The sequence below is a fragment of the Acidovorax sp. GBBC 1281 genome, assembly GCF_028473645.1.
In the GTDB taxonomy this organism is placed as follows: domain Bacteria; phylum Pseudomonadota; class Gammaproteobacteria; order Burkholderiales; family Burkholderiaceae_C; genus Paracidovorax.
Genome location: NZ_CP097269.1, coordinates 4,910,703 through 4,935,433, shown reverse-complemented (window position 1 = coordinate 4,935,433; position 24,731 = coordinate 4,910,703). Strand labels below are relative to the sequence as shown.

Sequence of the window (24,731 nt, the reverse complement as noted above, 5' to 3'; positions counted from 1 at the left end):
TAGGAGCCTCTCACCATGATGGTGCTTTATTCGGGTACGACCTGTCCCTTCTCCCATCGCTGCCGTTTCGTTCTGTTCGAGAAGGGAATGGACTTCGAGATCCGCGATGTGGACCTGTACAACAAGCCCGAAGACATCAGCGTGATGAACCCCTACGGACAGGTGCCGATTCTGGTCGAGCGCGACCTGATCCTGTACGAGTCGAACATCATCAACGAATACATCGACGAGCGCTTCCCGCATCCGCAACTGATGCCCGGCGACCCGGTGGACCGCGCCCGCGTGCGCCTGTTCCTGCTGAACTTCGAGAAGGAACTGTTCGTTCACGTGAACATCCTCGAATCGCGTGCCACCAAAGGCAACGAGAAGGCGCTGGAAAAAGCCCGCGCCCACATCCGCGACCGCCTCACGCAACTGGCGCCCGTGTTCCTCAAGAACAAGTACATGCTGGGCGAGAATTTCTCGATGCTGGACGTGGCCATCGCGCCGCTGCTCTGGCGCCTGGATTACTACGGCATCGACCTGAGCAAGAACGCCGCGCCGCTGCTCAAGTATGCTGAGCGCATCTTCTCGCGTCCTGCGTACATCGAAGCGCTGACGCCTTCCGAAAAAGTCATGCGCAAGTGATTGCGCAATCCTTCCTTCCCGCACGCCACCATGATGAACGCCCAGGATTCCACCTCCACTCGCCCTTATCTCATCCGGGCCTTGTATGAGTGGTGCACCGACAACGGGCTCACGCCCTACGTTGCCGTGCGGGTGGACGACTCGGTGCAGGTGCCGCGCGAGTATGTGAAGGATGGCGAGATCGTGCTCAACATCAGCTATGACGCGACCAGCGCGCTGCAGCTGGGTAACGATTTCATCGAGTTCAAGGCGCGCTTCGGCGGCAAGCCACGTGACATCATGGTCCCCGTGGGCCGCGTTATCGCCATCTACGCGCGCGAGAATGGCCAGGGCATGGCCTTTCCGCCCCCGGTGGACGTGCTGGAGCCGAGCGAAGGGGGCGTGCTGTCTTCCTCGGTCCTCAGCACGGCCGCCTCCGCGCCCGCAGAGTCCGAGCCTTCGACGGGCGCGGACGACCGTGTGGTGCAACTGGTGTCCACCGATTCGCCCCCGGACGACGGTGGCGCGCCACCCCGGCCCACGTCGCCGGGCGCCGGTGGCCGGCCCTCGCTCAAGCGCGTCAAATAGCGTTGCCGTGCGGCTGCGGCGCATTTCGCGCGGCTAGAATGCAGCCTTCGCCGATTTAGCTCAGTTGGTAGAGCACCCGCCTTGTAAGCGGTAGGTCGTCAGTTCGATTCCGACAATCGGCACCATCTTTCCCTCTTTTCGTCTCCCCTTTGCCATGCCTTCCCTTGCGGGCTTCAGGTTTGGATTTTGAGGCGAATGGAGTTAACCTCCCACCCCCGAGTGCGCAAATGCGCCTGCAAGGCAGGCAGCAGCTGACGCACCTTGGCCGCCGCTGCGTTGCTGCGCACCAGCAGGCACCATGTCGGGCCTTCGATCGGCCCTGCCTGAATGGCGGGCCGCAAAGTCGGGGGGATCAATGGCTCGATGGCCTTGAGCCGCTCCGTGGATTCGCGTGTCAGTGCCGCCAGCTTGGCCAATGTGGGGGATTCCTCCGTGGCTTGAAGCAGGGTGACGGCTTGGTGACGGCGGTTCATGGCAATGCGCCGCGCGGCGCGGAGAAATGTAGTGCACTTGATTATCACGGACGCCCGGCTGGCGCGAAGCCGGGCCATACACCTGACAGGGACACGGCTCATGGCGGCGGGCTTGCTGGTCTCGTTCACCATCATGCTGGTCGCGGCCATGCTCTACCACTGGGTCTTTCTCAAGGGCGCGCGGGAAGGCTGGCCCATCGTCGGGTCGCTGGTCAAGCTGGTGGCCAAGGACGAAATGGAAGAGCGCGACCGTTTCATGCGTGCCAACCTCGATGCCATGGCGCGCAAGGTCGGCGAGATGCAGGCTCGCGTCATGCAGCTGGAATCGCTGGGCGAGCGGGTGCTGGGGCTGGCGGGCATGCCGGCGTCGGAACTGTCGCGGCCGCCAGGGCAGGGCGGTGCGCTGGTGTCGGGCCACCCCATGGACATGCAGGAACTGGAGCGCACGCTGGACGACCTGGCCCAGCTCACGGACCGCCGGGTGGACCTGATGACGGTGGTGGAATCGCGGCTGTTCGACCAGCACATCCGAAAGCACATGGTGCCGACGCAGGCGCCGGTGCTGGGCAAGCTCCCCGGCTCGGCGTTCGGCTGGCGCATCGACCCCATCACGGGCCACTCCGCCCTGCACACGGGATTGGACTTCCAGGCGGACACGGGCACGCCCATCCTTGCGGCGGCCGGGGGCGTAGTGGTCGCGCAGGAATACCACCCCGCCTACGGCAACATGATCGAGGTGGACCACGGCAACCAGCTGGTCACCCGCTATGCGCATGCCTCCAAAACGATGGTCAAGCGCGGCGACCTCGTGCGCCGCGGCCAGAAGATCGCCGAGGTCGGCACGACGGGCCGCTCCACCGGCCCCCACCTGCATTTCGAGGTGCTGGTGCAGGGCGTTCCGCAGGATCCGCAAAAATTCCTGATGGCCGGAGCCCAGGCGCCCTCCACCCGCGTGGCCAGTGCCGGACCGCCCCAAAAGGCCGATGGCCAGCCCGTCACCCCGCGCAGGTAAAATCCGCGGTCCGGACCTGCCGACCCGGGTTGCGCAACTTGCAACCTGAGAACGCAGCCCCACCTGAACTCACTTCTTCTTTAGGGATTCTGGTCGCGCCGTACGCCTTCGGGCACGCGGCGCGGTCCTGCTCGCATGGCCACCAATTTCCTCACCAAATTATTCGGCAGCCGCAATGACCGGCTCCTCAAGCAATACCGCAAGACGGTGGCCCGCATCAATGCGATGGAGCCCGACTACGAAAAGCTGAGTGACGAGGCGCTACGCGCCAAGACCGCCGAGTTCAAGGAACGTGTCTCCAAAGGCGAATCGCTGGACGATCTGCTGCCAGAGGCTTTCGCCGTGGTTCGCGAAGGCTCCAAGCGCATCATGAAAATGCGCCACTTCGACGTGCAGTTGCTGGGCGGCATGGCGCTGCATTACGGCAAGATTTCGGAAATGCGCACCGGCGAAGGCAAGACGCTGACCGCCACGCTGCCGGTCTACCTGAATGCGCTGTCCGGCGACGGTGTGCACGTGGTGACGGTCAACGACTACCTCGCCAACCGCGATGCCCAGTGGATGGGGCGCCTGTACAACTTCCTGGGCCTGACCGTCGGCATCAACCTGCCGCAGGCCCCGCGCGAGGAAAAGCAGGCCGCCTACCAGGCCGACATCACCTACGGCACCAACAACGAGTACGGCTTCGACTACCTGCGCGACAACATGGTGTACGAGTCGCGCGACCGGGTGCAGCGCGGGCTGAACTTCGCCATCGTCGATGAGGTGGACTCGATCCTGATCGACGAGGCGCGCACGCCGCTCATCATCAGCGGCCAGGCCGAAGACCACACGGCGATGTACATCGCCATGAACGAGGTGGTGCCGCTGCTGGTGCGCCAAGAAGGCGAGGCCGATCCGCGCACCGGCGAGGGCGTCACCAAGCCGGGCGATTTCACGCTCGACGAAAAGACGCACCAGGTGTTCCTGACCGAGCAGGGCCATGAAACCGCCGAGCGCGTTCTTGCCAGCCGCGGCTTGATCGCCGAAGGCGCATCGCTCTACGACCCGGCCAACATCACGCTCATGCACCACCTGTATGCGGCGCTGCGGGCCAACCACCTCTACCACCGCGACCAGCACTATGTGGTGCAGGAAGGCGAGATCGTCATCGTGGACGAGTTCACCGGCCGCCTCATGTCGGGCCGCCGCTGGAGCGAAGGCCTGCACCAGGCCGTCGAGGCCAAGGAAGGCGTGGGCATCCAGGCCGAGAACCAGACGCTGGCATCCATCACGTTCCAGAACTATTTCCGGCTGTACAAGAAGTTGGCGGGCATGACCGGAACGGCCGACACCGAGGCCTATGAATTCCAGGAAATCTACGGCCTGGAAACCGTGGTGATTCCTCCGAACCGCCCGAGCAAGCGCAACGACCAGCTGGACCGCGTGTACAAGACCACGCGCGAAAAATACGAAGCGGCGATCAAGGACATCCGCGAGTGCCATGAGCGCGGCCAGCCCGTGCTGGTAGGCACCACGTCGATCGAGAACTCCGAAATCATCGACCAGTTGCTGCAAAAGGAAAACCTGCCCCACCAGGTGCTGAACGCCAAGCAGCATGCCCGCGAGGCCGACATCGTGGCCCAGGCCGGCCGTGCCGGCATGATCACGATCGCGACCAATATGGCAGGCCGCGGCACCGACATCGTGCTGGGCGGCAACATCGAGAAGGCGCTGGCCGCCATCGAGAGCGACGAGTCGCTCGACGAAGCGACCAAGGAAAGCCGCGTGGCTGAGGTGCGCGCGCAGTGGACGCGCGACCACGAGAAGATCAAGGAGCTGGGTGGCCTGCGCATCATTGCGACCGAGCGCCACGAGTCGCGCCGCATCGACAACCAGTTGCGGGGCCGCTCGGGCCGCCAGGGCGACCCTGGCTCTTCGCGGTTCTACCTGAGCCTGGACGATTCGCTGATGCGCATCTTCGCCGGCGACCGCGTGAAGGCGATCATGGACCGCCTCAAGATGCCCGATGGCGAGGCCATCGAAGCGGGCATCGTCACGCGCAGCATCGAGTCGGCGCAGCGCAAGGTCGAGGCGCGCAACTTCGATGTCCGCAAGCAGCTGCTGGAGTACGACGACGTTTCCAACGACCAGCGCAAGGTGATCTACCAGCAGCGCAACGAGATTCTGGACGCGACCGACCTGTCCGGCCTGATCGCCAACATGCAGGAAGACTGCCTGACCGATCTGGTGCGCCAGTACGTGCCGGCCGAATCGGTCGAGGAGCAGTGGGACCTGCAGGCGCTCGAGAAGTCCCTGGCCGAGGATTGGCAGATCCAGTTGCCGCTGAAGCAGGAAGTGGACAGCGCGCACGCCATCACCGACGACGAGATCCTGGAAAAGGTGCTTACCGCAGGCAAGGCCGCCTTCCAGGCCAAGCTGGAGCTGGTGGGCCAGGAGAATTTCAACCAGTTCGAACGCGCGGTGCTGCTGCAGAGCTTCGACTCCAACTGGCGCGACCACCTGGCGGCCCTCGATTACCTGCGCCAGGGCATCCACCTGCGCGGCTACGCGCAAAAGCAGCCCAAGCAGGAATACAAGCGCGAGGCGTTCGAGCTGTTCCGCCAGCTCATCGACCAGGTCAAGAACGAAGTCACCAAGATCCTGATGACGGTGCAAGTGCAGTCGCCTGCCCAGCTGGACGAGGCTGCCGAGGCCCTGGAGAGCCGTGCCGAGAAGATCGCCAACGTGACCTACACCGCCCCCACCGAAACCGGTGAGGTGGAGGTCCGCTCCGAGGCGGCCATGGCGGCCGGTGCGCTCGCGGGCGAAGTGCCCCGTGTCGGCCGCAACGACCCATGCCCTTGCGGCAGCGGCAAGAAGTACAAGAGCTGCCACGGCCGTCTGGACTGACCATGCGGCACCGCCCTGATCGCAGGGCGGGATGCCTGTGCCCCGGGCACGCAGGGATGGGGCGCGGCGGGCCGCGGCAGCGGTGGCTTCGTCTTCGGCTTGTCACGGGCCGCTGCTAGGCTGTTTCGCGTCACAGGGAGAAGGGCGCAAGGATGATCGACAAGCGGTTTTTCCCGCGGCAGGTGGTTCAGGCCACCGGCAACCGATGGGATTGGGCCCTCCTACCCCTGGTGCTGGCCGTGCTTTTCGCGCTGGCCTGGGGCGGCTCGCAGATGGCGCGGCCCTACCAAGTAGGTGACGTGCTGCCGCTGTCGCTCGACCCGTGGATGCTGCCCTACTACCTGCTGCGCACCACGCTGCGCATGTTCATCGCGCTGGGCGCCTCGCTGATATTCGCCTGCATCTTCGCGGCGCTGGCAGCCAAGTACCGCACGGCCGAGCGGGTGATGGTGCCGCTGCTGGACATCCTGCAGTCCATTCCGATCCTGGGCTTCCTGTCGATCACGGTGACCGGATTCATCGCGCTGTTCCCGGGCAACCTTTTCGGCGTCGAGTGCGCGGCCATTTTCGCCATCTTCACCTCGCAGGCCTGGAACATGGCGTTCAGCCTGTACCAGTCCATGCGCACGGTGCCGGCCGAACTCCGCGAAGCCGCCGCGGTGTTCCAGCTCTCGGGCTGGCAGCGTTTTTGGCGGCTGGAGCTTCCCTTCGCCATGCCCGGGTTGCTGTGGAACATGATGATGTCCATGTCCGGCGGCTGGTTCTTCGTGGTGGCGTCGGAGGCGATCTCCGTGTCGCACCAGGACATCAAGCTGCCGGGCGTGGGTTCGTACATCGCCCTGGCCATCGAGGCGCGGGACCTGGGGGCGATCGGCTGGGCGATCCTGGGCATGCTGGTAGGCATCGTGCTGTACGACCAGCTTTTCTTTCGTCCGCTGATCGCCTGGGCCGACAAGTTCCGGTTCGAGGAGGGCGGCAGCGAAGCCCAGCCGACGTCCTGGCTGCTGTCCTGGATGCGCCGCACTTCGCAACTCAAGCGGGTGGTGGCCTTGTGCGGGGTGCCTTTGGAATGGTCGCTCACGCGGCTGCGGCGGCGCCACGACGGCACTTCGATTCGGGCCCGGCCATCCGCCCCCCATCCCGCCCTGACGCGCGCGGGCGATGCCTTGCTGGCGGCGGCGGTGATGCTGGCGGTGATCTGGCTGGTGCGCTTCATCCACAGCGAAGTGGGCTGGCACGAGGTGGGGCATGTTTTCGTGCTGGGCACCTACACGCTGGTGCGCGTGGCCGTGCTGATCCTGCTGGCGGCGGTGGTCTGGGTGCCGGTGGGCGTGTGGATCGGCATGAATCCCCGGTGGGCGGGGCGGTTGCAGGCCGTGGCGCAGTTCCTGGCCGCCTTTCCGGCGAACCTGATGTTCCCCCTGGCCGTGGTGCTGATCGTGCGCTGGCACCTCGATCCGAACCTCTGGCTGGCACCGCTGATGGTGTTGGGCACGCAGTGGTATCTGCTGTTCAACGTGATCGCCGGCGCCTCCAACGTGCCTTCGGAGTTGCGCTATGCCGCACAGAACCTGGGACTGTCGGGCTGGCTGCGCTGGAAGCGCTATCTGCTGCCGGCGGTGTTTCCCAGCTTCGTCACCGGTGCGATCACGGCCAGCGGCGGCTCGTGGAATGCGAGCATCGTGGCCGAATACGTGACCTGGGGTGACACCACGTTGCAGGCCGATGGCCTGGGCAGCTACATCGCCCACATGACGGCGATCGGCGACTTTCCCCGCATCGCGCTGGGCATCGGCGTGATGTGCGTCTTCGTCATGGGCATGAACCATTTCGTGTGGCGGCGCCTCTACGCGATGGCCGAAAACCGCATGCACTCCTGACGCCTGGAACCGAACCCATGGAAACCTCTCCCATGTCCCCCATTGCCGAGCTGGCCCAGGTGGGCAAGTCTTTTCGCTCCAGCGACGGCACCGCGCGTTCGGTGCTGGAGGGGGTCGATCTCGTGCTGCAGGAGGGCGAGATCGTGGCGCTGCTCGGGCAGTCGGGGTCGGGCAAGTCCACGCTGCTGCGCATCCTGGCGGGCCTGGTTCCGGTGGATGCCGGCGACGTTCGCTACCGGGGCCAGCCGCTGTACGGCCCGGCGCGCGGCATCGCCATGGTGTTTCAGTCGTTCGCGCTCTTTCCGTGGCTCACGGTGCAGCAGAACGTGGAGCTGGGCCTGGAGGCCCGGGGAGTGGCTCCCGCCGAACGATCACGGCGGGCCGCCGCCGCCATCGAACTGATCGGGCTGTCCGGGTTCGAAGGCGCATTGCCGCGCGAGCTGTCAGGCGGCATGCGCCAGCGCGTGGGCATTGCGCGCGCCCTGGTGGTGGAGCCCGAGGTGCTGCTGATGGACGAGGCCTTTTCGGCCCTCGATGTGCTGACGGGCGAACGGCTGCGCGACGACATTCTGGAGCTGTGGGGCAGCGGCAGCATGCCCACGCGCGCCATGCTCATCGTTTCGCACAACATCGAGGAGGCCGTGCTCATGGCCGACCGGGTGCTGATTTTCGCCAGCAATCCGGGCCGCGTGCGGGCCGAGCTGCCGATCCAACTGCCTCGCCCGCGCCACCCCGACAGCCCCGAGGTGCGGGCCCTCATCGACGAGGTCTACGGGCTCATGACGGCACGCCAGCCGGGCGCGGGCCGCCCGGCCGCCGAGCCGTCCCGCAGGCCCCTGGCCGACCAGTTGCCGGCCGCCGATGTCGGGCGGATGGAAGGGCTGCTCGAGCGGCTGTCCGAGGCGCCCTTCGACGGCCGGGCCGACCTGCCGCGCATGGCCGAAGACGCGGAACTGGCCGATGACGAACTGCTGGTTCTGGCCCAGGCGCTGGCCCTGCTGGGGTTTGCGCAGCTGGCCGACGGTGACTTGCACCTGACCGCGCTGGGCCAGCGCTACGTGCAGGCGCCCAACACCGTGCGGCAGACCCTGTTCGGCCAGCAGCTGCTCGCGCATGTTCCGCTGGCGGCCCACATGCGGCACAGCCTGGAGCAAGACCCTGCGGGCGAGCTGCCGGAAAAGCCGTTCCTGCGCCTGCTGCACGAAAGCCTGGACGAGGCCCAGGCCGAACAGGTGCTGCGCACGGTCATCGAATGGGGCCGCTATGGCGAAGTGTTCGAATACGATTTCCACACCGGACTGATCCACTTGCCCGATGGCGATGCCCCCCAGGCCAGGCCAAAAGCCACGCCCTAGAATCGGCAGCTTTCGCCGTTGACCTTCCTTCTCCTTTCCCTTACCCGCCGAGACCCACTGCCATGCCCGTGAACCTGATTGCGCCGAATCCCGCTGACCTGCATCCCGTGCCTGGCGTGCGCCTGGGCGTGGCCATGGCTGGGGTGCGCAAGGCCAATCGCCGCGACCTCACGGTGCTGCTGATCGACGAAGGCGCGACCGTGGCCGGCGTGTTCACGCAGAACCGCTTCTGCGCGGCCCCCGTGCAGGTCTGCCGCGAGCACCTGGCGGGCGCCCAGGCCATCCGCGCCATCGTGGTCAATACCGGCAATGCCAATGCGGGCACGGGCGCCGAGGGGCTGGCGCGCGCACGGTCCACCTGCCAGGCTGCGGCCGGCTTGCTGGGTTTGTCGCCTTCGCAGGTGCTGCCGTTTTCCACCGGGGTGATCATGGAGCCGCTGCCCGTCGACCGCATCGAAGCCGGCCTGCCCGCTGCCATCGCGGACGCGCAGCCCGGCCATTGGGCGCAGGCAGCCGAAGGCATCATGACCACCGATACGCTGCCCAAGGCCTTCAGCCGGCAGGTGCAGATCGGCGGCACCACCGTGACGGTGACGGGCATCAGCAAGGGCGCGGGCATGATCCGCCCCAACATGGCCACCATGCTGGGCTTTCTGGCCACGGATGCGCGCATCGAACCCGCGCTGTTGCAGCCGTTGCTGCGCGAACTGGCCGACCGTTCGTTCAACCGGGTGACGATCGACGGCGACACCTCCACCAACGATTCGTTCGTGGCCATCGCCACCCAGCAGGCCGCGCATGCGCCCATCGTGTCGCTGGACAGCGCCGAGGGCCAGGCGCTCAAGGCCGCGATGCTGGACGTCGCGCAGAAGCTGGCACAGGCCATCGTTCGCGACGGCGAGGGCGCCACGAAGTTCATCACCGTCCGCGTCGAGGGCGGCAAGACGGCGGAAGAATGCAAGCTGGTGGCGTACGCCATCGCGCATTCGCCGCTCGTCAAGACGGCCTTCTTCGCCAGCGACCCCAATCTGGGCCGCATCCTGGCGGCGGTGGGCTATGCCGGCATCACCGATCTCGACCAGACCCTCATCGAGCTGCACCTGGACGATGTGCATGTGGTGACGAAGGGCGGACGCAACCCCAGCTACCGCGAGGAAGACGGCCAGCGCGTGATGAAGCAAAGCGAGATCACCGTGCGCGTGGGCCTGGGCCGTGGAGATGCCGCGGAAACGGTGTGGACCTGCGATTTCAGCCACGAGTACGTGACGATCAACGCCGACTACCGTTCCTGAATCCGGGCCCCCTGCAGCGCTTATGACCGCCACCTTCGAACACCTGATGCTCCGTGCGGAGCAATTGATCTCCCGCATCGAATCGGTGCTGCCCCAGACCCTGACCGCACCGGACTGGTCCCGTGCCATCGCGTGGCGCTATCGCAAGCGCAGCGGCGGCCACGGTGCGCTGGAGCCCGTGCGCCATGTGGGGGAGATGCGTCTGGACGATCTGAAGGAAATCGACGCCCAGAAAGAAAAGATCCAGCGCAACACCCAGCAGTTCGTGGAAGGCCGGCCGGCCAACAACGTGCTGCTGACGGGCGCCCGCGGGACGGGCAAGTCCTCCCTCATCAAGGCGTGCCTCAATACCTATGCACCTCAGGGGCTGCGCCTGATCGAGGTGGACAAGGCCGATCTGACGGACCTGCCCGACATCGTGGAGATCGTGGCGGATCGGCCCGAGAAATTCATCGTCTACTGCGATGACCTGAGCTTTGAAGAGGGCGAGCCGGGGTACAAGGCGCTGAAGTCGATCCTCGACGGATCGGTGGCGGCTTCCACGCCCAACGTGCTGGTGTATGCCACCAGCAACCGGCGCCACCTGCTGCCCGAGTACCACAAGGAAAACCTGTCCTATACCCACACGGAGGATGGCGAGGTGCACCCGGGCGAGGTGGTGGAGGAAAAGATCTCGCTGTCCGAACGGTTCGGCCTGTGGGTCAGCTTCTACCCTTTTAGCCAGGACGAATACCTGGCCATCGTGGCGCAGTGGTTTTCCTTCCTGGGCGTCGCGGATGCGGAGATTGCCGCAGCGCGCCCCCAGGCGCTGGTCTGGGCATTGGAGCGCGGATCGCGCAGCGGCCGGGTCGCCTACCAGTTCGCGCGGGACTATGCGGGGCGCCAGCATGGCTGATCCCGTGGCCCCTGTCGACGCCAGAACGCACACCGACGTGGCGGTCGGCATCCTGCTGCGTGCGGATGGCGCCATGCTGCTGTCCACCCGGCCCGTGGGCAAGCCTTACGCCGGGTACTGGGAGTTCCCTGGCGGCAAGCTGGAGGCCGGGGAGACCGTGGAAGAGGCCTTGCGGCGCGAGTTGATCGAGGAGCTGGGCGTTACCATCGGTGCGGCATCCGTCTGGAAGGTGACGGAGCACGACTACCCCCACGCACTGGTTCGCTTGCACTGGTGCAAGGTCTGGGAATGGCAGGGCGACTTCGAAATGCGCGAGGGCCAGACCATGGCCTGGCAGCAGTGGCCCCTGCAGGTCTCGCCCGTATTGCCGGGCGCTTATCCCGTACTGGAGTGGCTGGCCCAGGAGCGGGGAGAGACCTTTGACCCTTCCACGATCAATCAGCTATAAAAATAATAGCTAAATGCCCTAGAAACATATGCCCTGGGGGCTATTTTTCCCAGGCGCCCGGCGGAATGTGCGGAAGCCCGTCGCCCAGGTCGGGGTCTTGGGTCGGTGGTTCGGTCGGCACGCGGAATTCTTCGCTTGCCCAGGCCCCCAGGTCGATCTGCTTGCAGCGTTCGCTGCAAAACGGTCGGAACGGATTGCTGGGGCCGTAGAGGCTCTCGCCACGGCAGGCCGGGCACGTCACGTACTTGGCGTTGGAGGGGGCCGGCGAACGCGGCTGAGAACGGCTCATGGTCAACGGGCGCTCAGGCGCACAAGGTCAGTTCGAACGCGGCATCTTCGTTGGCGGCATGCAGCTTGCCGTCATCATGCTGGCGCATCAGCCGCACGGAGACGATCAGGCGGTTGCCGCTGATCTCCGGGATCAGGTCCAGGGAAGGATCGATGCGAAGGCGCAGCAGTTGGAAGGTGCGGCCCTGGGGCAGGGTCTGCTGGAACTGCCCATGGTCCGCGGCCACCTTCTGGGGCACGCCCGAATCACGCAGCAGCTTCAGGAGGACGTACAACGACTCCGCCAGGGGGGCGAGGGTGGTCGCCCAGGCTTCCAGATCCTGCTGGCGCTGCTGGGGGGCATGGTGCTGCCAGGCGTAGTAGGCCGGCAGATCGAAGCCGCAGGTTCCCCCGGGAATGCCCACCCGGCTGCGGATGCTCATCAGCCAGTCGTTTTCCGCCAGGGCCTGCCCTGCCTTGCCCGTCTGCGCATTCAACCCGGCAAAGCACCGATCGAGCTGCGCGATGATGCCGTCCAGAACCGCTTCGGAAATCGAAGGGTTGCCCCGGTAACCATCCAGCTGGTGCTTCTGCTTTTCCAGATCCTTGAGCACATCCGACTTGAGATCGGCGCGCGCCGCGACATCCATGATTTCGAAGACCGTCACCAACGCGTAGTGGTGGTCCAGGGGATGCTGGCGCGGAATCAACTCACCCAGGCGGCGAAACAGCTGCTCGAGCCGCAGGTAGGTTCTCAGTCGTTCGTTGAAGGGATATTCGTAAAGGATCACGCTGCAGGGTTCCTGGGGCACACGGCTGGCGCTGCCAGCTTCGCGCGTCCGTATATGCCGGGCATCATAGCCCGAACCGCTGGGCGATCTGAAGGACGTCAGCTCGCAACCCTTGCAGCGAGATCCCGTCGTTGTAGACCACCAGGTCCGCTGCCGCCCGCCGGATCGCGCGGGGGGCTTGAGACGCCATGATGCCTTCGATCGTCTCGCGCGCCAGGGCGCTGCGCTGCTGCACCCGGGAGATCTGGGTTTCGGCGGTGCAGTCCACCACGAGAATCTGGTCCAGCTGTTGCGCCCAGCGGGCAGATTCGACCAGCAGCGGGATGTCGAAGACGATCAGGGCCGCACCGCTTTGCACGGCGCGCGATGCGGCTTCCCGCGTTGCCTGGGCCACCAGCGGGTGGACGATGCGCTCCAGGCGCTGACGCGCCGCCGGGTCCGTGAACACGAGTTTCCGCATGCGGTCGCGATCCATCGCACCGTGCGCATCGATCAAGGCGTCGCCGAACGCGTCGCGGATGGGTTCGATGGCCGCCCCCCCTGGTGCCGTCACCTGGCGCGAAAGCCGATCGGCGTCGATGAGCGCAGCACCCTGGTCCGCCAGCATTTGGCCCACCGTGCTTTTCCCGCTGCCAATGCCGCCGGTCAACCCCAGGCGCAGAGCGGTCCGCGATCCGGTCGCCATGGGCTCAAAGCCCCAGGCTGCGCAATAGCCTCTGCAGGATCGTTTCCGGCCCGAACACCATGGCTGCGAGTCCCGAGCCGACCAGGAACGGTCCGAAAGGAACGTATCCGCCTTCGCGCAACTGGCTGGCGAATTTCATGCCGATGCCAATGAACGCTCCGATGACGGACGCAATGAGAATGATGGGCACCAGCGCCTGCCAGCCGAACCAGGCCCCGAGTGCTGCAAAGAGCTTGAAGTCGCCATGGCCCATGCCTTCCTTGCCTGTCGCGAGCTTGAAGGCCCAATACACCGTCCACAGGGACAGGTAGCCTCCCACGGCCCCCATGACCGCGCTGAACAGCGGCACGGCGGTCCACTGCATCGCGGAAGCGATGAGGCCCGCCCAGAGCAAGGGCAGCGTGATGTCATCGGGCAGCAGCGTGGTGTCCCAGTCGATGAACGCCAGAGCAATCAGCGCGGCGGCGAATCCGCACCAGGCCACTGCGGTGAGCGTCGTGCCCCAATGCCAGCCGCAAAAGAAGAAAAGGCCGCCCGTGGCCAGTTCGACCAGGGGATATCTGGGACTGATCCGCACTTTGCAGGCGGAGCATCGTCCGCGAAGCCACAGATAGCTCAGGACCGGGATGTTTTCATACCACTGCACCGCATGCCCGCAGGCAGGGCACCGCGACGCTGGCGTCCAGAGGTTGAAGGGTTCCACCGGCGCCACTGGCGCCTCCGTGGAGGCCGCATCCTTGTTCGCCATGGCGGCAAAGTCAGCGCATTCTGCAGCCCACTGCCGCTCCATCATCTTCGGCAAGCGATGGATCACGACATTCAGGAAGCTACCGATCAGCAGACCCAAAATGCCGAGTATCGAAGCGTCTCCCCAAGGTCCCAGTTCCATCAGACGACTTGGCCCAGTTTGAAGATCGGCAGATACATCGAAACCACGATGCCCCCAATGATGGTGCCCAGGAACACGATGATGATGGGCTCCATCAGGCTGGACAGCCCCGCGACCATTTCATCCACTTCGGCCTCGTAGAAGTCTGCGGCTTTGCCCAGCATGTGGTCGATGGAGCCGGATTCTTCGCCAATGGCGCACATCTGGATCACCATGGAAGGGAACACGTTGGCATTGCCCATGGCAGCCGTCAAGCTCGTCCCTGTCGAGACTTCCTGCTGAATCCGTTCCGTAGCAAGGGCATACACGGAATTGCCGGAAGCGCCGCCCACCGAATCCAAGGCTTCAACCAGGGGAACCCCTGCGGCGAACATGGTGGACAACGTCCGGGTCCAGCGAGCAACGCATGATTTATCGATCAAGGACCCGAACACCGGAAGCCGCAGCAACAGGCGGTCCATGAACATCTGTACTTTTTCGCTGCGGCGCCACGCCTGCATGAAGAAATAAAATCCGCCGCCCAATACGCCAAAAATCAGCCACCACCATTTGACGAATACCTCGCTCATGGCCATCACGAGGAGCGTAGGTGCCGGCAGTTCAGCGCCGAAGGAGGTAAATACTTCCTTGAATGCGGGGATCACAAAGATCATGATCACCGTGACCACGACGAATGCAACGATCACCACCGAAATGGGGTACATCAATGCCGATTTGATCTTCGATTTGATGGCCTCGGTCTTTTCCATGTACATGGCAAGCCGGTCCAGCAGCGCCTCCAAGATACCCGCGGCCTCGCCGGCTTCGACGAGGTTGCAATAAAGGCTGTCGAAGTACATCGGGTACTTGCGGAAGGCTGCATTCAGCGACGTCCCGGTTTCCACGTCGCTGCGAATGTCGTTGAGCAATTTCGTGACGCTGGCATTGGTATTGCCCCGGCCCACGATATCGAAGGATTGCAACAGGGGCACGCCAGCCTTCATCATGGTGGCCATCTGGCGCGTGAACAATGCGATGTCCTTGGGCTTGATCTTCTTGCCCGAACGCATGCGCCGCTTCTTGATCTTGGTAGGCAGCACACCCTGTCTGCGTAAGGTCGCCTGGACCTGGTTTTCACCTACGGCGCGCACTTCCCCGCGGACAATCTTTCCACTGCGATCCTTACCCTCCCATTCAAAGACGAAGTCCTTGATATCCCTCGATGCGGCGGTTGCCATAATGATCCTCGCGATTGGCGCTATTCGTTGGTGACGGCCAGCACCTCTTCGAGAGAGGTCAGCCCCATCTTGACTTTATAAAGGCCCGCTTCGCGCAAGGAGCGAACTCCCTCCGCCTTGGCCTGCTTGGCGATTTCCAAGGCACTTCCATCGCGCAAAATAATGCGTTGAATTTCTTCGGAAATCGGCATGACCTGATAGATGCCCAGCCGCCCCTTGTAGCCATTGTTGCAAGCGGAACAACCGACAGGACGATAGGTCACCCAGGTGCCATCGATTTCGTCTTCTTTATAGCCTGCTTCGAGCAGGGTTTCATGTGGAATATCGGCGGGTGCTTTGCAGACCGGGCACAAACGGCGAGCCAGGCGCTGGGCCGTTATCAGAATGACGCTGGACGCAATGTTGAATGGCGCAATTCCCATATTGCGCATCCGGGTGAGCGTGGTCGGAGCATCGTTGGTGTGGAGGGTGGACAGCACCAAGTGGCCCGTCTGTGCCGCCTTGATGGAAATATCCGCCGTTTCAAGGTCGCGAATTTCGCCGACCATGATGATGTCAGGATCTTGACGCAGAAACGACTTGAGGGCGGTGGCAAAGGTCAGCCCCGCTTTCTCATTGACATTCACTTGGTTGACACCAGGCAAATTGATTTCCGAGGGGTCCTCCGCGGTCGCGATGTTGACGCCTGCTTTATTCAGCAAATTCAGGCAGGTGTACAAGGAAACGGTTTTCCCTGAACCCGTTGGCCCGGTCACCAAAATCATGCCGTAAGGCCGGCCGATGGCATGCATCAGCCGTTCCTTTTCTTCCGGCTCGTAACCCAGCGCATCGATGCCCAGCTTGGCGCTGCTGGGATCCAAAATCCGGATCACGATCTTTTCGCCAAAGAGCGTTGGCAGCGTGCTCACCCGAAAGTCGATGACCCGATCCGGGCCGACTTTGAGCTTCATGCGGCCATCTTGTGGGACGCGCTTTTCCGAAATATCCAGTCGGGAAATGACCTTGATCCGGGAGGCCAGCTTGTCCTTGATGGCGATGGGGGGCGAAGCGATTTCACGCAATTCGCCATCGATCCGAAAACGCACCCGGTACTGGTGTTCGTAAGGCTCGAAATGCAAATCGGACGCACGCATGTTGAACGCGTCCAAAAGCATCTTGTGCAGGAACTTGACGATCGGCGCATCTTCAACGTCGTTGGCGCTGTCCGAGTTTTCGGGGGCTTCTTCGACCTTGACATCGTCGAATTCGAAATCTCCCCCGCCCGACAGGCTTTCCATCGACTCGCTGACCGACTTGGTATTGGCCTCGATCAGCTTGATGAGCTTGTCGTATTCCGCAATGATCCAGTCCACTCCCATCTGGGTCGTGAATTTGATCTTTTCCGCTGCCTCCTGGTCGGTAGGGTCTGCGGTGGCCACGATCAGCCGGTTGTTGCGCTTGCTCAGGGCCACAACACGATAGGCGATGCAGATCTTCGGATCCAGGAGATCTTTGGGAATTCGAAGAGGATCGATGGCTTCCAGATCCAGCAAGGGCGCACCAAATACCGCAGAAACCGTGTGCGCCAGATCGGCAGAGGAAACAGCCCCCGACCCGGTCAACTCGGCAATGAAGCTTGTTTTGCCGACTTGTGACTTGCGAAAGATATCTTCGGCTGATTTTTGACTCAGCTTGCCGGCTGACATCAATGCCCGGCCTAGACCTGGCAGGGCAATTGCGGCGCCTTCTTTGGGTGCGGTATCAACGGCCATGTAACCAGCAGAATCAATGTGGATGGAAAGGAAACCATCCTAACATCGTGCGGATGTTCGGGCCATGGGATCAACGGGATAGAGTGCGGCGAAACCACGAAGGTGTAACAACGTGGTCGGGGTGAGAGGATTCGAACCTCCGGCCTCTACGTCCCGAACGTAGCGCTCTACCAGGCTAAGCTACACCCCGATGTGTTGTTTTCAAGGCAATTACAGGCGCCGCTCCAGCAATTGCGAGGCCAATTCTAGCAAACCTTCCGTGTAGCGATTGGAGGGCAATTGCCTTGCAGCATCGATTGCCTGCTGTGCTTGGGCCGCAGCGGCAAGTCGGGTTGCTTCCAGGGCTCCGGTGCTTTTCACAATTTGCACGATGGCTGGAAGCTCTTCCACCGCGCCCGTCTGTATGGCGTTCTCTATCAGGCTCCGCTGGTCCTGGGTGCCGCGCTGCATGGCAATGATCAGGGGTAGGGTCACTTTGCCCTCCCGAAGATCATCGCCAAGATTTTTTCCCATTTCCGACGAGTCGCCGTCGTAGTCAAGCACATCGTCAATCACCTGGAAAGCAGTGCCGAGCGCCTGACCGTAATCTGCGCAGGCTTTCTCCAGATCCGGTGAACTGCGAGCCAGAATCGCTGCCAGCCGGGCACTGGCTTCGAAGAGTTTGGCCGTCTTCGACCGGATGACCTCCAGATAGCCCTGCTCGTCCAGCGATGCGTCATGGGTGTTCATGAGCTGCTGCACTTCCCCTTCGGCGATGACATTGGTGGCCTCTGAAAGAATCTGCATCACGCGCATGTCATCCGCATCGACCATCATCTGGAAGGCGCGCGAGTGCAGGAAATCGCCGACCAGCACGCTTGCCGGATTGCCGAAGTTCTCGTTGGCTGTCGGGCGCCCTCGCCGCAGCGTGGACTCATCCACCACATCATCGTGCAGCAAGGTCGCGGTATGGATGAACTCCACCACCGCTGCAAGATTGAAACGCTGAAGCCCCTTGTAGCCGAGCGCGCCGCACATCAGCAAAAGCAAGGCTGGACGCAGGCGCTTGCCACCTGCGGAAATGATGTAGCGGGCAATGTCTCCCACAAGAGAGACTGACGAATTCAGCCGGGCGGCAATGACTTTGTCCACCTCGTGCATGTCGTCGGCGATCAAGGCGAGGGTTGCTGAGGTGCTGGAGGTGGTGGTGGACAAGATGAGCGTGTGCAGCGACGAAAAATGGATTATAGGAATCGCTTCGTACCGACTCGGGTGCTCCTGGCTTGCCCACCGCAAAAGATGACGTTTCCGGTTGCTGCCTGGCCGGATGTGGTCGGCTGGCTAAAAAGGCTGCCTCATGCTATAGTCGCCGGCTCTGCGGAAATTCGTCCGCAGAACTCCATTCAAAGAGGTTCACATGTACGCGGTCATAAAAACCGGCGGCAAGCAGTATCGCGTTGCTTCCGGCGAAAAAATTAAAGTAGAACAGATTGCTGCGGACGTAGGCCAGGAAATTGTGATCGACCAGGTTCTGGCCGTCGGAAACGGCGCTGAAATCAAGGTTGGCACCCCCCTGGTGTCCTGCGCAACCGTCACGGCAACCGTCGTGGCGCACGGCAAGCACGACAAAGTGCACATCTTCAAGATGCGCCGTCGCAAGCACTATCAGAAACGCCAAGGCCATCGCCAGCAGTTCACCGAACTGCAAATCGGTGCGATCGCCGGTTAAAAGGAGCTGATGTCATGGCACAGAAAAAAGGCGGCGGCTCTACGCGAAACGGGCGCGATTCCAAGCCCAAGATGCTCGGTGTGAAGGCTTTCGGCGGCGAATTGATCAGCGCGGGCTCGATCATCGTTCGCCAACGCGGTACGCGTTTCCACCCCGGCACGAATGTCGGTGTGGGCAAGGACCACACGCTGTTCGCCCTGGTTGATGGCCACGTGTCCTTCGGCACCAAGGGCGCACTGTCCAAGCACACCGTCAATGTGACGCCGGCCTGACGCCTGCCACTTGATGCTTTCGAAGCCCCGACCTGTCGGGGCTTTGTCGTTTTGGAAGTGTTGGCTGCCGGATGAATCGGCACGGCGTCGCTTTCCGAACCCTGTTTTGTAAACTGGATCCCCATGAAGTTCGTCGACGAAGCCTTTATCGACATTGCTGCCGGCGACGGCGGCAATGGTTGTGTGTCGTTCCGGCACGAAAAATACAAGGAGTTCGGCGGTCCCAATGGGGGCGACGGCGGCCGGGGCGGGCATGTCTTTGCCGTGGCCGATCCGAATCTGAATACGCTGGTGGATTTCCGCTATTCCCGCCGCCACGAGGCCAAGCGCGGTGAGCACGGTATGGGCTCCGACATGTTCGGCGCCGCTGGCGATGACATCACGTTGAAGATGCCGGTGGGCACCATCATCACCGATGCCGAGACGGGTGAAGTGCTGTATGAACTGTTGGTGCCGGGCGAGGTGATCACCATCGCCAAGGGTGGCGATGGCGGTTTTGGCAACATGCGGTTCAAAAGTGCCATCAACCGTGCGCCGCGCCAGAAAACACCAGGATGGCCTGGCGAGAAGAAAAATCTCAAGCTGGAGTTGAAGGTGCTTGCCGATGTCGGCCTGCTGGGCATGCCCAATGCCGGCAAATCCACCTTGATCGCCGCCATTTCCAATGCGCGGCCCAAGATCGCCGACTACCCCTTCACGACGTTGCACCCCAATCTGGGCGTGGTTCGGGTGGGGCCGGAGCAGAGCTTCGTCGTTGCCGACATTCCTGGGTTGATCGAAGGCGCTTCCGAAGGGGCTGGGCTCGGGCACCAGTTCTTGCGCCACCTCCAGCGCACGCGTTTGCTGTTGCACGTGATCGATCTGGCGCCTTTCGATGACGCTGTCGATCCTGTCGCGCAAGCCAAGGCCATCGTGGGCGAGCTCAAGAAGTACGACGCGGGTCTCTATGACAAGCCGCGCTGGCTGGTGCTCAACAAGCTGGACATGGTTCCCAAGGAAGAGCGTGAAGCGCGCGTTCGGGATTTCGTGAAGCGGTTCAAGTGGAAGGGGCCTGTTTTCGAGATTTCAGCCTTGACGCGCGAGGGCTGCGAGCCGTTGATCCATGCCATTTACCGGCATGTGCAGGTTCAGCAGAAGGCCGAACAGACGCCGGAAGAGGTGGATCCACGTTTCGTGGGCGATCGGCCCGAGTGATCCGTCTGCTTCGCCATTCCTGCTACTTATTCAATAGCGTTCATCGCTTGGCCATCCAGCGCTGACGCCAATACTGTCCATATGGTTTCCAGCATATTGCGCGACGCGCGCCGCATTGTCGTCAAAGTAGGGTCGAGCCTTGTGACCAACGAGGGCCGTGGCCTGGATGAGGCTGCCATCGGCGAATGGAGTCGCCAGCTGGCGGCGCTGGCGCGCGGTGAATCGGGTGGGCGGCGCGAGGTGGTCATGGTGTCCAGCGGGGCGATTGCGGAGGGTATGAAGCGTCTGGGTTGGGCAACGCGCCCGCATGAGATCCACGAGCTTCAGGCGGCTGCGGCGGTCGGCCAGATGGGGCTGGCGCAGATGTACGAGACCAAGTTGAGGGAACAAGGGCTGGGTAGTGCGCAAGTGCTCCTCACGCATGCCGATCTGGCGGATCGGGAGCGGTATTTGAATGCCCGGTCCACGTTGCTCACCCTGCTGCGCCTGGGCGTGGTGCCTGTGATCAACGAGAACGATACCGTGGTCACGGATGAGATCAAGTTCGGCGACAACGATACGCTCGGTGCGTTGGTGGCCAATCTGGTGGAGGCCGATGCCTTGATCATCCTGACGGATCAAAAGGGGCTTTACACGGCAGATCCACGGCGCAATCCGGACGCACAGTTCGTGCATGAAGCCCAGGCGGGCGATCTCGCCCTGGAGGCGATGGCGGGGGGCGTGGGCTCCAGCATCGGCCGGGGCGGCATGATCACGAAGATCATTGCCGCCAAGCGGGCCGCGGGTTCAGGCGCCTCCACCGTGATCGCGTGGGGCCGCGAGACCGATGTGCTCGTTCGCCTGACCCAGGGCGAAGCCATCGGAACGCTGCTGGTCGCGCAAACGCAGAAAAAGCAGGCGCGCAAGCAATGGATGGCGGACCATCTGCAACTCCGTGGCGCCGTGACCGTGGACATGGGGGCGGCGGTCAAGCTGCGAACCGAGGGAAAAAGCCTTCTGCCGATCGGCATGACCGCCGTGGAGGGGGATTTTTCTCGCGGTGACGTCATCGCCGTGCGTGATGAGACCGGGGCGGAAGTGGCGCGGGGGCTTGCCAACTACGCCAGTGCGGAGGCGCGATTGCTATGCCGCAAGCCCTCGGCGGAATTCGAACGGTTGTTGGGGTATGTCGCCGAGCCGGAGATGGTGCACCGGGACAACATGGTGCTGGCAAACGCCTGACGCACAGTCATGGCCTTGCGGGCTGCCTTTTCCTTGAGAAGAAGGCGGCGGCGCGTCAAACCAATTTGGGCAGGAACTGCGAAGGCGACAGAGGAATGCCAGCTCCCTGTTCCGAAGGGGGCGAGGTGGCTTTGCTCTTTTGAGGGTCGGGGTCGAAGCTGGCACCCGGGGGCATTTCCATGCCAGGACTGACCAGCAGGGAGCCTGCCCGGTGCATGGGCATGCCGCTGGGCAATCCTTCGCCTTCACGGGAGCGCATGCCGCTGCGCAGATAGCGATTGCGTTGCTCGTGGCGCGGCAGAAAGCGTGCCAGCTCGGTGAGCGCCATTTCATACACGCCGCGCTTGAACTCCACCACCACATCGAGCGGCACCCAGTAATCATTCCAACGCCAGGCGTCGAACTCGGGGTGGTTGGTGGCGCGCAGATTCAGGTCCCAGTCATGGCCCAGCAGCTGCAGCAGATACCAGATTTGCTTCTGGCCCTTGTAGTGTCCGCGCGCATCGCGGCGGATGTACCGGTCAGGCACCTCATAGCGCAACCAGTCCCTGGTGCGGGCAACCACGCGCACATGGCCCGGCTGCAATCCCACTTCTTCGTGCAGTTCGCGGTACATTGCCTGTTCGGGAGTTTCCCCCCTGTCGATGCCGCCCTGCGGGAACTGCCAGCTGTGGGTGCGGATCCGCTTGCCCCAGAACACCTGGTTTTTCTGGTTGAGCAGGATGATGCCGACGTTCGGCCGAAAGCCGTCCCGGTCAAGCATAATCTAACCCCAATTTTTTAAACTGTGACCATTATGCACGGCGCCTTGTGCGCAGCAAGCAGACCGGGCGCAATTGCATGAAATCCCCCCAATGAAAGCGTCCCAATTCTTCGTCTCCACCCTCAAGGAAGCTCCGGCCGATGCGGAAGTGGTCAGCCACAAGCTCATGACGCGGGCGGGCCTCATCAAGAAGCTGGGGGCGGGCATCTACAACTACATGCCCATGGGACTGCGCGTGATCCGCAAGGTGGAAGCCATCGTGCGGGAAGAGATGAACCGGGCCGGCGCCGTCGAGGTCGCCATGCCCGTGGTGCAGCCGGCGGAGTTCTGGCAGGAGACAGGCCGCTTCGACAAGATGGGCCCGGAACTGCTGCGCATCCAGGACCGGCACGGGCGCGATTTCGTGATCCAGCCCACGAGCGAAGAAGTGGTCACTGACATCGCCCGCCAGGAACTGCGCAGCTACAAGCAACTGCCCAAGAACCTGTACCAGATCCAGACCAAGTTCCGCGACGAGCGCCGCCCGCGTTTCGGGCTGATGCGGGGCCGCGAGTTCATCATGAAGGACGCCTACTCCTTCGACCGCGACCAGGATGCCGCCAAGGCCAGCTACCAGGTGATGGCCCAGGCGTACCGCCGGATCTTCGACCGCTTCGGCCTGACCTACCGGGCCGTGGCCGCGGACAGCGGCGCGATCGGCGGCGACCTGAGCGAAGAATTCCAGGTCATCGCCGCCACGGGCGAGGATGCGATCGTCTACTGCCCCCAGAGCGATTACGCCGCGAACATGGAAAAGGCCGAGGCGCTGGCCCCCGCAGGCCCGCGGCCAGCGGCAGCCCAGGCCCTGGCCAAGACGCCCACGCCGGGCAAGAGCACCTGCGCGGATGTGGCGCAACTGCTGGGCGTGGCGTTGCAGACCACCGTGAAGTCCCTGGTGCTCGCCACCGACGAGGCCGGCGAGATCGTCAAGACGCAGGTCTGGTTGCTTCTGCTGCGCGGCGACCACGACATGAACGAGATCAAGGTGTCCAAGGTGCCGGGCCTGGCGGGTTTCCGTTTCGCCACCGTGGGCGAAATCGAAGACCACTTCGGCTGCAAGCCGGGCTACCTGGGCCCGCTGCAGTTGCAAAAGCCGGTGAAGCTGGTGGTGGACCGCGAAGTGGCCGTGATGGCCGACTGGATCTGCGGTGCCAACGCGATCGACTTCCACATGACGGGCGTGAACTGGGGACGCGATCTGCCGGAGCCCGAGGTGGTGGCCGACCTGCGCAACGTCGTGACGGGTGACCGCTCGCCGGACGGCCAGGGTGAACTCGCCATCGAGCGCGGCATCGAAGTCGGCCATGTGTTCTACCTCGGGACCAAGTACAGCAAAGCCATGAACGCCACCTTCCTGGGCGAGGATGGCAAGCCCGCATTTTTCGAGATGGGCTGCTACGGCATCGGCATCACCCGTCTGCCGGCCGCCGCCATCGAACAGAACCACGACGACCGCGGCATCATCTGGCCCGACGCCATCGCCCCCTTCACGGTGGTGGTGTGCCCGATCGGCATGGACCGCAGCGCAGAGGTCAAGGCCGCGGCCGAACAGCTCTACGGTGATCTGCTGGCGGCCGGCGTGGACGTGCTGCTGGACGACCGCGGCGAGCGCCCGGGCGCGATGTTCGCCGACTGGGAGCTGATCGGCGTGCCGCACCGCGTGGTGATCTCCGACCGTGGGCTCAAGGAAGGCCAGCTCGAATACCAGCACCGCCGCGACACCGCCGCGACCAAGGTCGCCACGGCCGACATCCTGGCGCACATCAAGGGTCGGCTGACACCATGAGCGCGATGAAAGGCGAGGCCGGGGCGGTTTCGCGCCGGGCCTGTCTGGTGTCCCTGTCCGCCGGGCCGGCGGCCTGGCTGGCGGCCCCCCAGGCCGCCCATGCCGGGGGGCAACTGGAAGAACCCCTGATCGATTCCGTGCGCACTGCCTTGAGTTCCGCGGTGCTCAACCAGGCGCCGCCCGAACCCCAGTTCGGCACGACGGAAGCGCGGCTGCTGTACCTGCGGTGGCTGGGCACCATGAGCGACCGGCTGCGCCGCCGCAAGCCGGATTGGGAGGTGCGCCGGGATTTCCTGCAGACCGTCTGGTACGAGTCCAAGCGGGCAGGGCTCGATGTATCGCTGGTGCTCGGCCTGGTGCAGGTCGAAAGCGCGTTCCGCAAGTTCGCCGTGTCCAGCGTGGGCGCGCGGGGCTACATGCAGGTGATGCCGTTCTGGACGCGGGTGATCGGCGACGGCGATCCGGGCAAGCTGTTTCACATGCAGACCAACCTGCGTTTCGGCTGCGTGATCCTGCGCCACTACCTCGATCGGGAGCGTGGCGATCTGTTCATGACGCTGGGCCGCTACAACGGTAGCCGCGGCCGGCCGCAGTACCCCGACGCGGTGTTCGCTGCGCAGCGCAACTGGGTGTTCCAGGACCGCATCACCACCGCAGCCGAGGGCCTCGCACCGGCCGGTGGGTAGCCCGGTCGGGCTTAAGTCGTT

General features: G+C 63.6%; 24 protein-coding genes and 2 tRNA genes. 16 read left to right on the top strand and 10 right to left on the bottom strand.

Annotation, left to right across the window (positions count from 1 at the left end; genetic code table 11):
* Window positions 1-15 precede the first annotated feature (15 nt).
* The 3 genes from M5C96_RS23100 to M5C96_RS23090 all read left to right on the top strand — a co-directional run bounded on the left by M5C96_RS23100 (window position 16) and on the right by M5C96_RS23090 (window position 1,319).
* A complete protein-coding gene (locus M5C96_RS23100) occupies window positions 16-627 on the top strand; it encodes a glutathione S-transferase N-terminal domain-containing protein (RefSeq protein ID WP_272565532.1) in 612 nt (203 codons plus the stop codon).
* A 33-nt stretch (window positions 628-660) separates the two neighbouring features.
* Window positions 661-1,194 (top strand): ClpXP protease specificity-enhancing factor, encoded by a 534-nt coding sequence (locus M5C96_RS23095; RefSeq protein ID WP_272569828.1) that lies wholly within the window; start codon window positions 661-663, stop codon window positions 1,192-1,194.
* A gap of 49 nt (window positions 1,195-1,243) precedes the next feature.
* Window positions 1,244-1,319 (top strand) — tRNA-Thr (locus M5C96_RS23090).
* Between the two features lie 48 nt (window positions 1,320-1,367).
* Here the strand turns inward: M5C96_RS23090 and M5C96_RS23085 are convergent.
* The gene (locus tag M5C96_RS23085; protein ID WP_272565530.1) at window positions 1,368-1,667 is read right to left on the bottom strand and encodes a hypothetical protein; all 300 of its coding nucleotides are present in this window, start codon (window positions 1,665-1,667) and stop codon (window positions 1,368-1,370) included.
* 4 nt (window positions 1,668-1,671) lie between these two features.
* Between M5C96_RS23085 and M5C96_RS23080 the strand changes: the two genes are divergently transcribed.
* From M5C96_RS23080 to M5C96_RS23050, 7 genes are all read left to right on the top strand, one after another.
* The gene (locus tag M5C96_RS23080) at window positions 1,672-2,679 is read left to right on the top strand and encodes a M23 family metallopeptidase (protein ID WP_272569826.1); all 1,008 of its coding nucleotides are present in this window, start codon (window positions 1,672-1,674) and stop codon (window positions 2,677-2,679) included.
* A gap of 135 nt (window positions 2,680-2,814) precedes the next feature.
* Entirely contained in the window at window positions 2,815-5,571 is a 2,757-nt protein-coding gene (secA, locus tag M5C96_RS23075; protein ID WP_272565529.1) for a preprotein translocase subunit SecA, read from the top strand.
* Between the two features lie 152 nt (window positions 5,572-5,723).
* The gene (locus tag M5C96_RS23070; protein WP_272565528.1) at window positions 5,724-7,451 is read left to right on the top strand and encodes an ABC transporter permease; all 1,728 of its coding nucleotides are present in this window, start codon (window positions 5,724-5,726) and stop codon (window positions 7,449-7,451) included.
* A 32-nt stretch (window positions 7,452-7,483) separates the two neighbouring features.
* A complete protein-coding gene (locus tag M5C96_RS23065) occupies window positions 7,484-8,806 on the top strand; it encodes an ABC transporter ATP-binding protein (RefSeq protein WP_272565527.1) in 1,323 nt (440 codons plus the stop codon).
* 62 nt (window positions 8,807-8,868) lie between these two features.
* Entirely contained in the window at window positions 8,869-10,098 is a 1,230-nt protein-coding gene (gene argJ, locus M5C96_RS23060; protein ID WP_272565525.1) for a bifunctional glutamate N-acetyltransferase/amino-acid acetyltransferase ArgJ, read from the top strand.
* Between the two features lie 22 nt (window positions 10,099-10,120).
* Window positions 10,121-10,993, top strand: coding sequence for an ATP-binding protein (locus M5C96_RS23055; protein ID WP_272565524.1), 873 nt, complete (start codon window positions 10,121-10,123; stop codon window positions 10,991-10,993).
* A complete protein-coding gene (locus M5C96_RS23050) occupies window positions 10,986-11,441 on the top strand; it encodes an NUDIX domain-containing protein (RefSeq protein WP_272565522.1) in 456 nt (151 codons plus the stop codon). The genes M5C96_RS23055 and M5C96_RS23050 overlap by 8 nt, the downstream gene beginning before the upstream one ends.
* 40 nt (window positions 11,442-11,481) lie before the next feature.
* On the opposite strand, the gene M5C96_RS23045 is transcribed toward M5C96_RS23050, so the two are convergent.
* The 8 genes from M5C96_RS23045 to M5C96_RS23010 all read right to left on the bottom strand — a co-directional run bounded on the left by M5C96_RS23045 (window position 11,482) and on the right by M5C96_RS23010 (window position 18,181).
* On the bottom strand, window positions 11,482-11,730 hold the full coding sequence (locus M5C96_RS23045; protein WP_272565521.1) for a DNA gyrase inhibitor YacG: 249 nt from the start codon (window positions 11,728-11,730) through the stop codon (window positions 11,482-11,484).
* 13 nt (window positions 11,731-11,743) lie between these two features.
* Window positions 11,744-12,499, bottom strand: coding sequence for a cell division protein ZapD (gene zapD / locus M5C96_RS23040; protein ID WP_272565520.1), 756 nt, complete (start codon window positions 12,497-12,499; stop codon window positions 11,744-11,746).
* A 64-nt stretch (window positions 12,500-12,563) separates the two neighbouring features.
* A complete protein-coding gene (coaE, locus tag M5C96_RS23035; RefSeq protein ID WP_272565518.1) occupies window positions 12,564-13,184 on the bottom strand; it encodes a dephospho-CoA kinase in 621 nt (206 codons plus the stop codon).
* Window positions 13,185-13,188: 4 nt separating this feature from the next.
* Complete coding sequence (locus M5C96_RS23030; RefSeq protein WP_272565516.1) at window positions 13,189-14,073, bottom strand: prepilin peptidase; 885 nt, start codon at window positions 14,071-14,073, stop codon at window positions 13,189-13,191.
* Window positions 14,073-15,290 carry a type II secretion system F family protein gene (locus M5C96_RS23025; protein ID WP_272565514.1) on the bottom strand — a complete coding sequence of 406 codons (1,218 nt, stop codon included), beginning with the start codon at window positions 15,288-15,290 and terminating at the stop codon, window positions 14,073-14,075. Before M5C96_RS23025 ends, M5C96_RS23030 begins: the two co-directional genes overlap by 1 nt.
* A 20-nt stretch (window positions 15,291-15,310) precedes the next feature.
* A complete protein-coding gene (pilB, locus tag M5C96_RS23020) occupies window positions 15,311-17,041 on the bottom strand; it encodes a type IV-A pilus assembly ATPase PilB (RefSeq protein WP_272565513.1) in 1,731 nt (576 codons plus the stop codon).
* A gap of 113 nt (window positions 17,042-17,154) precedes the next feature.
* Window positions 17,155-17,231, bottom strand: a tRNA-Pro gene (locus M5C96_RS23015).
* Between the two features lie 20 nt (window positions 17,232-17,251).
* Window positions 17,252-18,181 carry a polyprenyl synthetase family protein gene (locus M5C96_RS23010; protein ID WP_272569825.1) on the bottom strand — a complete coding sequence of 310 codons (930 nt, stop codon included), beginning with the start codon at window positions 18,179-18,181 and terminating at the stop codon, window positions 17,252-17,254.
* Window positions 18,182-18,437: 256 nt separating this feature from the next.
* Between M5C96_RS23010 and rplU the strand changes: the two genes are divergently transcribed.
* The 4 genes from rplU (at window position 18,438) to proB (ending at window position 21,436) form a co-directional block, all read left to right on the top strand.
* On the top strand, window positions 18,438-18,749 hold the full coding sequence (rplU, locus tag M5C96_RS23005) for a 50S ribosomal protein L21 (RefSeq protein ID WP_272565512.1): 312 nt from the start codon (window positions 18,438-18,440) through the stop codon (window positions 18,747-18,749).
* Between the two features lie 14 nt (window positions 18,750-18,763).
* The gene (gene rpmA, locus M5C96_RS23000; RefSeq protein WP_272548923.1) at window positions 18,764-19,021 is read left to right on the top strand and encodes a 50S ribosomal protein L27; all 258 of its coding nucleotides are present in this window, start codon (window positions 18,764-18,766) and stop codon (window positions 19,019-19,021) included.
* Window positions 19,022-19,144: 123 nt separating this feature from the next.
* On the top strand, window positions 19,145-20,215 hold the full coding sequence (gene cgtA, locus M5C96_RS22995; RefSeq protein ID WP_272565511.1) for an Obg family GTPase CgtA: 1,071 nt from the start codon (window positions 19,145-19,147) through the stop codon (window positions 20,213-20,215).
* A gap of 81 nt (window positions 20,216-20,296) precedes the next feature.
* Window positions 20,297-21,436, top strand: a complete 1,140-nt coding sequence (gene proB, locus M5C96_RS22990; RefSeq protein ID WP_272565509.1) for a glutamate 5-kinase — start codon at window positions 20,297-20,299, stop codon at window positions 21,434-21,436.
* Between the two features lie 55 nt (window positions 21,437-21,491).
* Here the strand turns inward: proB and M5C96_RS22985 are convergent, their stop codons facing one another.
* Entirely contained in the window at window positions 21,492-22,199 is a 708-nt protein-coding gene (locus tag M5C96_RS22985) for an RNA pyrophosphohydrolase (RefSeq protein ID WP_272565507.1), read from the bottom strand.
* A 91-nt stretch (window positions 22,200-22,290) separates the two neighbouring features.
* Here M5C96_RS22985 and M5C96_RS22980 point away from each other — a divergent pair, with 91 nt between their 5' ends.
* Both M5C96_RS22980 and M5C96_RS22975 read left to right on the top strand, forming a co-directional pair.
* Window positions 22,291-24,024, top strand: a complete 1,734-nt coding sequence (locus M5C96_RS22980) for a proline--tRNA ligase (protein ID WP_272565506.1) — start codon at window positions 22,291-22,293, stop codon at window positions 24,022-24,024.
* Window positions 24,021-24,710 (top strand): lytic transglycosylase domain-containing protein, encoded by a 690-nt coding sequence (locus M5C96_RS22975; protein WP_272565505.1) that lies wholly within the window; start codon window positions 24,021-24,023, stop codon window positions 24,708-24,710. Before M5C96_RS22980 ends, M5C96_RS22975 begins: the two co-directional genes overlap by 4 nt.
* Window positions 24,711-24,731: the final 21 nt, after the last annotated feature.